Origin of the sequence: Desulfofundulus sp. (assembly GCF_049701015.1) — a bacterium.
Taxonomy (GTDB): domain Bacteria; phylum Bacillota; class Desulfotomaculia; order Desulfotomaculales; family Desulfovirgulaceae; genus Desulfofundulus.
Map to the genome: position 1 here is coordinate 1 of NZ_JBNATZ010000079.1, position 10,188 is coordinate 10,188.

Here is a 10,188-nt window from a genome sequence, read left to right on the forward strand (position 1 = left end):
CGCGCAGCGCAGAGCTGCTGCAATAAAACCCTCTGCTACCCCCTTTGGTCCCACTGTTGCGCCTGGGCGTGGTACCCGTTATCAATGAAAATGATACAGTCGCGGTGGAGGAAATAAAGCTGGGGGATAACGATAACCTGGCGGCCCTGGTGGCCACGCTGGTAGATGCGGAGTTGCTGGTTCTTTTATCAGATATAGATGGTCTTTACGATGCTGACCCGCGTAAAAACAGCGGGGCCAGGTTAATTGCGGAAGTCAACGAAATCACGCCGGAAATGGAGGCCCTTTCCGGAGGGGCAGGTACACAGGTGGGTACCGGTGGCATTGTGACCAAGCTCCAGGCGGCGCGCGTTGCCATGCACTCGGGGATCATCACCGTGCTGGCCAGTTCTTCCGAAAAAGACGTGGTCAGGCGGGTGGTGGCCGGCGAACCCCTGGGTACGGTATTCTGGCCCCACAGCAGGCTGGAGAAAAAAAAGTGCTGGATTGCTTACAGTTCCACGGTGCACGGCCGTATCTACGTTGACGAAGGAGCGGCGCGGGCACTGGTGGAAAACGGTAAAAGCCTTTTGCCTTCGGGGATTGTCCGGGTGGAGGGTTCCTTCGAAATGGGGAACACGGTAAGCATCTGCGATGCTGCGGGTAAGGAAATTGCCCGGGGTATAGTGAATTACTCCTCTTCCGAAGTGGAACGCATCAAAGGCTTACAGACCGGAGAAATCGCAAGGGTATTGGGACATAAGGATTACGACGAGGTCGTCCACCGCAACAACCTGGTACTGGATATCTAAAACCTGACATGCCGAGCCGGCATTAATGGGGGGTAAGGAAAAATGATGGAGCAAATTGAACAAGAAGTGAGGGGAAAAGCTCAAAGAGCCAGGGAGGCGGCCCGGCATCTGGCCTACCTTTCCACCGGGGTCAAGGACAGGGCTCTCCTGGCTATGGCCGAAAGCCTGGTCAGGAACCGGGAGCGCATTCTGGAGGCCAACGAAATTGATGTACGGGCCGGGCGGGAAAAGGGTTTGTCCCGCGCCCTTATCGACCGCCTGCTGCTGACCCCCGAGCGTATCGAGGATATGGCTGAGGGGTTAAAGGTTGTAGCATCCCTGCCCGACCCGGTGGGAGAAGTCGAGTCCATGTGGCTGCGGCCCAACGGTTTGCAGATTGGGCGCATGAGGGTCCCCCTGGGGGTGGTGGGTATAATTTATGAAGCCCGGCCTAACGTTACCGTGGATGCAGCAGGCCTGTGCCTGAAGGCGGGTAACGCCGTTGTGCTGCGTGGGGGGTCGGAGGCCATCAATTCCAACCGCGCCATTGTGGCCGTCATTGCTTCGGCTGCCGAGGGAGCAGGTATTCCCGCCGGTGCCATCCAGCTCATTGAAAATACCGACCGGGCGGCAGTCAATGTCATGCTCAAGTTGAACGGGCTCCTGGACGTACTCATACCCCGGGGCGGGGCGGGATTGATCCGGACGGTGGTCGAAAACGCCACGGTACCGGTAATTGAAACGGGCGTGGGCAACTGTCACGTTTATGTGGACGAGGGTGCCGACCTGGAAATGGCCCGTTCCATCGTGATCAATGCCAAATGCCAGCGTCCCGGAGTTTGCAATGCCATGGAGACGCTGCTGGTGCACCGGGGGGTCGCCGGGGAGCTTTTGCCGGTGCTTCTGGAGGATTTAAGGGCGGCCGGAGTGGAAGTGCGGGGGTGCGAAAAAACGCGTGAGCTGGTGCCCTGGGCAGTACCGGCCACGGAGGAGGACTGGGCCACGGAGTATCTGGACCTGATCCTGGCCGTGAAGGTGGTGGAATCCATGGAGGAAGCCATGGAGCATATTTACCGTTACGGTACCAGGCATTCCGAGGCCATCGTGACCCGGGATTACGCCAGGGCCCGGCGGTTTTTGCGCGAAGTGGATGCGGCGGCAGTATATGTTAACGCTTCCACCCGCTTTACCGACGGTTACCAGTACGGCTTTGGGGCGGAGATCGGTATTTCCACCCAGAAGCTCCATGCCCGGGGCCCCATGGGGCTCAAGGAGCTGACCACTTACAAGTATATTGTTTTTGGCGAGGGCCAGATCCGGAGTTGACCCCAATTACCGGCTTCAAGCCCTGGCCTGCAGAGCTGCTATAACCTCCCCGGAGGTGATAAAGCGGGCGAATTCATCGCAAGCCCGGGACTGGAACCTGGTCCGGTTACGGATGATTTTGAACTCCCTGGTTATGTTCAGGTCCTTCAGCCGTACCGGTTTGATCGTACCCAGGGCCAGTTCCTTGCGGATGGTCCACCTGGAAAGAAAGGAGATGCCGAGGCCCGCTTCCACGCCCTGCTTGATGGCCTCGGTGCTGCCCATGACAATTATCCTGGCCGGCGTGACATCCATCTGATGCAGGGCATGTTCCGCGGCTACGCGGGTACCGGAACCTTCCTCCCGCAGGATGAGGGTGCAGGGCTCCAGGTCTTCCCCTGTGGCCAGGGGTTTGCCGGCCAGTGGGTGTCCCGGGGATACAACCAGCACCATTTCATCGTTGAGGAAAGGTTCCACCTGCAGGTGGGCGTGTTCCACCGGCCCCTCCACCAGGCCGATGTCAATACTCCCTTCCAGGGTCTGTTCGCAGACCATTGCTGTGTTGCCGATGGTCATGGTCAGCTCCACGTCGGGGTACTTCCGGGCAAAAGCACCCAGCAGCCGGGGCAGAACATACTCCCCGATGGTCATGCTGGCTCCCACTGCGATCTTGCCCGTCACCAGCTCTATGAGGTCCGTAACCGCCCGTTCGGCCTCCTGGTGCAGGTTTAAAATTTTTTTGGCGTATGAATAAAGGATGGCGCCCGCCTGGGTCAATTCCACCTTCTTATTCGACCGGTCGAAGAGCCGTGCCCGGTAGTGTTCTTCCAGGGCGTGGATGTGCTGGCTGATAGCCGGCTGGGTGAGGTTGAGTACCTCGGCCGCCCTGGAAAAATTCCTTTTTTCCGCTACTGTCACAAAAACTCGCAGTTGATGGTCGAGCACTTTCTACCCTCCAGTTGACATAAGTGTTAACACTTGAAAATTATAAGTGAAACGTGTCAGGTATCAGTGACCTCCCGGTCCCAACTAATTCTATACATACCCGGGGCCTGTGTCAACAAAAGGGTTGCTTTTGGTCGTTCAGGTAATCAAAATGAGGCTGAGGTTTTGTGCTTATGACACAGAAATGGAAAAGGTTAGGTATCATGGGCGGTACTTTCGACCCGATTCACTACGGACACCTGGTTGCCGCCGAGGGAGCCAGGCATGCATTTCAGCTGGATAAGGTCATTTTCATCCCTGCCGGCCGCCCCCCCCACAAGACGAAGCGGAAGATCACCGACCCCCACCACCGCTGGATTATGACTGAGCTGGCTGTGGCCAGCAACCCATACTTCGACACCTCAACCATCGAAGTGGACCGGCCGGGGTACTCCTATACGATCGATACGGTGCGGGAGTTGCGGAATCTTTACCCGGGGGCGGAAATTTTTTTTATTACCGGTGCGGATGCGGTACTGGAAATATTGAAATGGAAAAACGTGAATGAACTGCTACAGATGTGCTGGTTTATTGCGGCCACCCGTCCCGGCTACCCCCTGGGAAATTTAAAGCGCCGGCTGGCGGGGATAAATCCTGAATACGTGCAGCGCATCATCCCCATGGAAGTGCCGGCTCTGGCCATTTCCTCCACGGAAATCAGGACCCGGGTGCAGGAAGGGCGCCCCATCAAGTATCTCCTTCCCGAGCCGGTGGAGGCGTACATCTTGAACCGTGGGTTATATAAGGTGCCTGGCACTTAACTTATTAACTTAACCGGGGGTTTATGGTTTATAAAGAGTAAAAGGCCCGCACGGCAGTGGCGGCACCTGAAGAGGGGATGCCGTAGTGCCGGCGGGCAATTTTGCTGTTTTACCCTGGATCGGCATAAAGACTGTCGTACAACCACCCGGGCGGCGGTCGTCCCCCGTCGGTCCGTGCTCCTGACCGGACGAAACATCGGCTTGCTTCGGAGCGAACCTGGTTAGCGCTGCATATGCGTCGCTATTAACCGGCCCTGGCTTGCGGCTTTGCCGCAAGGCCTGCCGAGGCCATTTTGCGGCGCACATAGGCCAGCTGCATCTGCAGGGGCAGCCCCATGGGGCAGTTATCTTCGCAGGCCATGAGTCCAACGCAGCCAAAGGCGCCCTCTTCCGTGCCCACCACTTCGAAGTATTCCTGCGGGCTGCGTTCATCCCGAGGGTCGACCATAAACCGGGCCACCCGGTTTATGCCCGCCGCTCCGATGAAATCCGCCCGGATGTTGGCCGTGGCGCAGCCGGCGATGCAGCACCCGCATTCAATGCACCGCTCCGCCTCATAAATTTTCAGGGCTGTTTCGTTGTCCATGCGCTCTTCCCGGGCCCGGGGGTCGAATTCTCTGTTTGTGTGTATCCAGGCTTCCGTCTTCAGGGACATGTGCCTGAACCAGGTGCCTGTGTCCACCGAGAGGTCCCCCACGAGCTTGAATACCGGCAGGGGGAAGAGGGTAATACGGGAGGGGAGGTCTTTGGTCAGGGTTTTGCAGGCCAGCCGCGGCTTCCCGTTCACCAGCATGGCGCAGGAGCCGCAGATGGCCGCCCGGCATACGAAGTCAAACATGAGGGAGGGGTCCTGTTCCTCCCTGATTTTGTTTAAGGCCACAAACAGGGTCATGCCCGGCAATTCCTCGAGCCTGTATTCCTGCAGATAGGGCTTTATTTCCGGTGTGTTGGGGTTGTAGCGGAAGATGCTGAAAGTCAGCAGGCGTTCGGCCATGATTCTCCTCCTTATCCTGTGCGTAGACTAAAATTCGCTTCGGGTAGCGGTCGCCCCTGGTCGCTCCGTGCTGCGGGCCGCCGGGCTCAAAAGCTTGCCTTGCTTTCCGTTTGCACCCACGTTCGATCCGGTCCGCCTCGCAGGCCGAACTAACGCTCGGGTCCCGAGCTCCGGCGGGGTTCCCGGCCCATTCGGCTTCCCGCCTCGGGGGGCCGGTTCGAGCGCATCCCGCGCTCGGCTTCCCGCCTCCGCTTTCGCCCCCTGCTCTTTGTGCAAACGGCAAGCGTTTTTCCCTATGGTGTGGTTCCCGTCCTGGCGGCATTTGCAACCGACGATTCCCCGTAGCCGCGGTCTCCCGGCGGGAGTTCGGTAATTTTTACCGGCTCATATTTCAGGACCGGGAGTTCGGCACCCGGCGGCCAGTAGGCCAGAGTCCGCTTGAGCCAGTTCACGTCGTCCCGGTAGGGGTAATCTTCCCGGGCGTGGCTGCCCCTGCTCTCGGTCCGGTTCAGGGCGCCGTAAGCTATGCACAGGGCCAGGCGGATCATGCCGGGCAGACGTAAAGCCGAGGCCAGTTCCGGGCTGGCGTATTTCCCGCTGGACCGCAGCCCGAGCTTTAAGGAGCGCCGGTAAAGCTCCTGGAGCCTGTCCACCGCCTTTTGCAAATCGGGGCCGTTGCGGAAGATGCCCACGTATTCCATCAGAGTATCTTCCATTTGCTTGCGGAGCTCGTAAACATTCTCGCTGCCCAGCCGACCGGAGATGAGGTCGTTGATCCTGTTTTCCTGGTGCTTGACATGCTCATCAACCAGCTTGAGAGGGCAATCCAGGGCGGCTCCCAGGGTATATTCAGCCACCTTCCTGCCCACCACCATGCCGGCCACGATGGTTTCAGCCAGAGAATTGCCCCCCAGGCGGTTGAAGCCGTGCAGGTCCCAGCAGGCTGCCTCTCCCACGGCAAACAGGCCCTTTAAACCATAGGCATGCCCGTCGATGTTGGTCCTGACTCCGCCCATGCTGTAATGCTGGGTGGGGCGTACGGGAATCAGGTCTTTCGCCGGGTCGATGCCGGCAAAGTTCTTACATATACTGGCGATTTCCCGCAGGTTGGTGTAAATATGTTTTCGACCCAGGTGGCGGATGTCCAGCCACAGGTGGGGGCCCCACTTGCTCTCCACGCCGTAACCCCTGCGGATATGCTGGATCATGCGCCTTGAGACCACGTCCCGGGAGGCCAGTTCCTTTTTCTTCGGTTCGTAGTCGGGCATGAAACGGTGCAGGTTTTTATCGAGCAGGTAGCCGCCATCACCCCGGGCGCCTTCCGTGATCAGAATCCCCACCGGCACCATCCCCGTGGGGTGAAACTGGACGGCCTCCATATTGCCCAGGGGTACCACGCCCGTTTCCAGGGCCAGGAACATGCCGCTGCCTTCGTTGATCACGGCATTGGTGGAAACCCCGTACAGCCTCCCGTAGCCGCCCGTGGCAATGACCGTGGACCGGGCCAGGTAGGCGTGGAGCCGGCCGGTGCGCAGGCATCGGGCCACCGCCCCGTAGCATTTCTCGCCGTCATGAATCAGCGCGATGGCTTCCATGCGGTCATGGACGGTAATGCCCATTTTAAGCACGATGCTGTCCATGGTGTACTGGAGGGTGTGTCCCGTGCCGTCGGAGGTATAGCAGGTGCGCCATTTGGCCGTACCGCCAAAATCCCTGGCGGTGATCAGTCCCTCGTATTCCTTTAAATCCTCTATTTCCCGGCCGTCGGGCAGGGTCTTTTTGCCGGCTGTAACCCGGTTCCATGGTACCCCCCAGTAAGCCATCTGCCGTACGGCTATGGGGGCGGTGTTGGCAAAAAGACGGGCTACATCCTGGTCGCACCCCCAGTCGGATCCTTTCACCGTATCCTCAAAGTGAATATCCGGGTTGTCCCCGTAACCCATGGCACAGTTTCCCAGAGAAGCCTGCATTCCTCCCTGGGCCGCGGTACTGTGGGAGCGGCGGGGAGGAACCAGGCTCAGGATAATCACATCCAGGCCGTGGGAGGCAGCTTCAATGGCCGTGCGCTCTCCAGCCAGGCCCGCGCCGATCACCAGCACGTCCGTGGTATGGGTTTGAGAGTTCATTTATCATTTTGCACCTCCCAGTTGCAAGAAGGCCCACATGGTTACCGCCCCCAGGGCTACGATGATCAGCGTGATTGTTTTCAGCACTGCTCCGATGGTATGCCTGTTAATCCAGCCCCATTTCACAAACTGGCGGTAGAGGCCGAAACCGGCGTGGTATTCTCCCACCAGGAGCAGCACGATATAAAACCAGAGGAAGGAGTGTATCCGTGCGGCACTGGTAACGGCCCGGATGGGCCAGCTGGACAGGACCATCCAGACGTGAATGCCGGCCAGAACCAGAATGGCCATGCCGGTGATGGTTTGGAAAACCCATATCCAGGTGTCGGTGTGACCCAGCATTTTGCTGTGGCGCAGGATAATGCGCTGCTCATGCCATTTATTGGGGATTCTTCTGCCGGCTGTTACGATATGCACCAGGGCCGCAAGGATAATAAAAGGAATACCGGCGTAAGAAAGAAAATAATCATCCAGAAAAGTTGACAGCTGGTCGAAGATCCTGCCCCCGAGCAATATGGTGGCCACGAATATCATGTGGGTCCACAGGAACCCCACCAGGCAGAGGCCGCTGAACAGTTCGGCCAGGTCCACCAGCAGGTCGGCCCGGGGATTGCGGGTGAGCAGTTTCTCTTGCGTGGTCATGGCACTCCCCTTTCTCTGTTTCAATGTTTGAATATCTTTCGACTTTTGCCGCGGCAGTGTGTTCTCCTGCAATTTCCGTGCCAAACTGCCGGCTTTCCGGTTAAAAAAGCATTTGTGGCCAAAACCTGATAAATCTTGACTTTTCAGGTATAATCTGTACTTATAGCTATTATAAGGGGTGCCAGCTTCTAAAAATTATAATTTTAACATTTAAAACTTTTCGCAACTTATAACAAGAAAGGCTAGCAAGTAAAAAATGGCATAACTTTCAGTTTTGTCACCGGTATGATGAGAAGATCTTCAGTAAATAATAAGCGCACAAGCAGTGATAAACTCGCAGCCTGGATATGTCCGACGGAAAGAGGTGAAATATGTGGTCCGGACGCTTTATGTAGGTAATCTGCCCTGGGCTACCAGGGCTGAGGATTTGGAAGAAACCTTCTCCCGGTATGGTGAAATTATCAGTGCCCGGGTGATTACCGACCGGCAGACCGGCCGCTCGAGGGGATTTGGTTTCGTTGAGGTGGCAGATAAAGATGCCGATGCCATCATTGCCGCCTTGAACGGGACCGAATTCCAGGGCCGGGTAATCACGGTTAACGAAGCCAGACCCAGGGAAGAGCGTGCTTAACAGAGTAAAAACCTCCAGATCTTCGGACCGGGAGGTTTTCTTTTTGAAGCGGGAAGGAACTTTTCTCCGGAGGGAGAATATAATATACCCAAAAACTGTTAAGGAGGCATGCCTTTTGTCCATTGATCCGCAGGCGCTGGTTAAGATTGTCGTTGAGACGGCGGAAGATAAAAAGGCCTACGACATAACCGTGCTGGATATCAGCAAGATATCGATTATAGCTGATTATTTTGTCATCTTGAGCGGCCGCTCGACCACCCATGTTCAGGCCGTGGCTGAAGAGATAATCAAAGTGGTTGGTGAGAAGTTCGGACTTGTCCCCCGCCAGGAAGGCATGCGTGAGGGGCGGTGGGTACTGCTGGACTACGGCGACGTGGTGGCCCACATCTTCCAGGAGTCTGAACGGCAATTTTATAATCTGGAACGTCTGTGGGGAGATGCCAGGGTAGTGGGTATACCCGTGAATTTATAGGTTCTCCTCTTAAATAAATCTAAAAAAGTGGGTATGCGCTCCAACGCTACAGCCCAAATTTTTTTGTGACCAGGCTGTTGACAAACGGGTAAGTATGTCGTACAATTGTAGGTGTCCGTTAGTAAAAGCAAATGACTATGATGGGGAGCAGTAAGCAGCAGCGGTTTCCCTCAGAGAGCCGCCGGGGGGTGCGAGGCGGTGAACCGGGTTGCTGAACTCGCCCCGGAGTTGCCCGGGGGAAAGAAGTAGTACTCCGGGCCGGCGTGTGACCGTTAAAGCACACCGAGAGGGTAAGTATGGGGCTGTGGCGCAGAGGGAGCGCGCTTCCTTGGCATGGAAGAGGCCGCGGGTTCGATTCCCGCCAGCTCCACCATTTACCAAGTAGGGTGGTACCGCGGGTTAAACCTCCCGTCCCTAAAGGGGCGGGAGGTTTTCGATTTATCAACCCCCCCCTTATGTACTCCCCGGGGGAACCGGCGGGGGGAGAGTATAGCTATATTTGCCTTCCTTTATCATGTTAATAATTTAAAGTTTTGAAGTATTCAGGAGGTTGGTGGGATGGACCGCTTTGACCGGATTACCGTCGGTGATTTGCTGGACCGGGCGGCTGCCCTGTATCCAGATAACGAAGCCCTGGTTTATGCCGACCGTGACCTGCGCTATACATACCGCCAGTTTCAGGAGGTGTGCAACCGGGCAGCCAGGGGGTTGATGGCCCTGGGTATCAAACGGGGTGAGCATATTGCCGTGTGGGCTACCAACATACCCGAATGGGTTGTCCTCCAGTTTGCCTCGGCCAAGATCGGCGCTGTGCTGGTCACGGTAAACACCAATTATAAAGTGCGCGAGCTGGAGTATTTGTTGCGGCAGTCCGATGCCACCACCCTCATTCTCATCAGCGGAACCAGGGAATCCAATTACATAGAAATGCTCCACGAGCTCTGCCCGGAACTGAACCACTGCCTGCCCGGGCGCTTGAACGCGAAAAAATTTCCCATGCTGCGCAATGTGGTTTTTATCGGTGATGAGGAACACCCGGGCATGTATACCTGGGAACAGGTCCTGGGGATGGCTGAGCTCATTTCCGAACAGGAACTGGCAGCCCGCCAGGCCTCCCTCGACCCCGACGATGTGATTAACATGCAGTATACCTCCGGGACCACAGGTTTCCCCAAAGGGGTCATGCTGACGCATAACAATCTGGTTAAAAACGCAGAAAGCGTAGCGGAGTGCATGAATTTTACCTCCCGGGACCGCCTGTGCATCCCGGTGCCCTTTTTCCACTGTTTTGGCTGTGTCCTCGGGACCCTCACCTGTGTGGTTTCCGGTGCCACCATGGTCCCCCTAGAGTCCTTTAATCCGGTGCGTGTCCTGGAAACGGTAGAAAAGGAAAGGTGTACCGCTCTGCACGGCGTGCCCACCATGTTCATCACCGAACTGGAGGTTCTGGAAAAGCAACCTTTCGATACGTCTTCCCTGCGCACCGGCATTATGGCGGGTGCT

General features: G+C 56.9%; 10 protein-coding genes and 1 tRNA gene. 7 read left to right on the forward strand and 4 right to left on the reverse strand.

Features of this window, described 5'->3' with window-relative positions:
• Positions 1 to 44: 44 nt before the first annotated feature.
• Both proB and ACPLUI_RS06650 read left to right on the forward strand, forming a co-directional pair.
• Positions 45 to 791, forward strand: a complete 747-nt coding sequence (proB, locus tag ACPLUI_RS06645; RefSeq protein WP_424659486.1) for a glutamate 5-kinase — start codon at positions 45 to 47, stop codon at positions 789 to 791.
• Between the two features lie 42 nt (positions 792 to 833).
• Complete coding sequence (locus tag ACPLUI_RS06650) at positions 834 to 2,096, forward strand: glutamate-5-semialdehyde dehydrogenase (protein ID WP_424659487.1); 1,263 nt, start codon at positions 834 to 836, stop codon at positions 2,094 to 2,096.
• A gap of 15 nt (positions 2,097 to 2,111) precedes the next feature.
• Here the strand turns inward: ACPLUI_RS06650 and ACPLUI_RS06655 are convergent, their stop codons facing one another.
• Positions 2,112 to 3,020: a selenium metabolism-associated LysR family transcriptional regulator gene (locus tag ACPLUI_RS06655; RefSeq protein ID WP_424659488.1), complete on the reverse strand. Its 909-nt coding sequence runs from the start codon at positions 3,018 to 3,020 to the stop codon at positions 2,112 to 2,114.
• 173 nt (positions 3,021 to 3,193) lie between these two features.
• Between ACPLUI_RS06655 and nadD the strand changes: the two genes are divergently transcribed.
• Entirely contained in the window at positions 3,194 to 3,820 is a 627-nt protein-coding gene (gene nadD, locus ACPLUI_RS06660) for a nicotinate-nucleotide adenylyltransferase (protein WP_424659495.1), read from the forward strand.
• Between the two features lie 244 nt (positions 3,821 to 4,064).
• On the opposite strand, the gene ACPLUI_RS06665 is transcribed toward nadD, so the two are convergent.
• The 3 genes from ACPLUI_RS06665 to ACPLUI_RS06675 form a co-directional block, all read right to left on the reverse strand.
• Positions 4,065 to 4,814, reverse strand: a complete 750-nt coding sequence (locus ACPLUI_RS06665) for a fumarate reductase iron-sulfur subunit (protein WP_424659489.1) — start codon at positions 4,812 to 4,814, stop codon at positions 4,065 to 4,067.
• A 293-nt stretch (positions 4,815 to 5,107) separates the two neighbouring features.
• A complete protein-coding gene (locus tag ACPLUI_RS06670) occupies positions 5,108 to 6,940 on the reverse strand; it encodes a fumarate reductase flavoprotein subunit (RefSeq protein ID WP_424659490.1) in 1,833 nt (610 codons plus the stop codon).
• A gap of 3 nt (positions 6,941 to 6,943) precedes the next feature.
• The gene (locus tag ACPLUI_RS06675) at positions 6,944 to 7,606 is read right to left on the reverse strand and encodes a succinate dehydrogenase (protein ID WP_424659491.1); all 663 of its coding nucleotides are present in this window, start codon (positions 7,604 to 7,606) and stop codon (positions 6,944 to 6,946) included.
• Between the two features lie 349 nt (positions 7,607 to 7,955).
• Here ACPLUI_RS06675 and ACPLUI_RS06680 point away from each other — a divergent pair, with 349 nt between their 5' ends.
• The 4 genes from ACPLUI_RS06680 to ACPLUI_RS06695 all read left to right on the forward strand — a co-directional run.
• Positions 7,956 to 8,213, forward strand: a complete 258-nt coding sequence (locus ACPLUI_RS06680; protein ID WP_424659492.1) for an RNA recognition motif domain-containing protein — start codon at positions 7,956 to 7,958, stop codon at positions 8,211 to 8,213.
• A gap of 115 nt (positions 8,214 to 8,328) precedes the next feature.
• Positions 8,329 to 8,685 (forward strand): ribosome silencing factor, encoded by a 357-nt coding sequence (rsfS, locus tag ACPLUI_RS06685; protein ID WP_424659493.1) that lies wholly within the window; start codon positions 8,329 to 8,331, stop codon positions 8,683 to 8,685.
• Between the two features lie 298 nt (positions 8,686 to 8,983).
• Positions 8,984 to 9,058, forward strand: a tRNA-Ala gene (locus tag ACPLUI_RS06690).
• Positions 9,059 to 9,243: 185 nt separating this feature from the next.
• Positions 9,244 to 10,188, forward strand: a 945-nt coding sequence (locus tag ACPLUI_RS06695; protein WP_424659494.1) for an AMP-binding protein, incomplete at its 3' end; no start/stop codon positions are given.

Bases quoted from the DNA above. Each gene is read 5' to 3' on its own strand.
- nadD (WP_424659495.1), top strand. From the start codon at position 3,194: ATGACACAGAAATGGAAAAGGTTAGGTATCATGGGCGGTACTTTCGAC.
- ACPLUI_RS06670 (WP_424659490.1), bottom strand. From the start codon at position 6,940: ATGAACTCTCAAACCCATACCACGGACGTGCTGGTGATCGGCGCGGGC.
- ACPLUI_RS06650 (WP_424659487.1), top strand. From the start codon at position 834: ATGATGGAGCAAATTGAACAAGAAGTGAGGGGAAAAGCTCAAAGAGCC.
- ACPLUI_RS06665 (WP_424659489.1), bottom strand. From the start codon at position 4,814: ATGGCCGAACGCCTGCTGACTTTCAGCATCTTCCGCTACAACCCCAAC.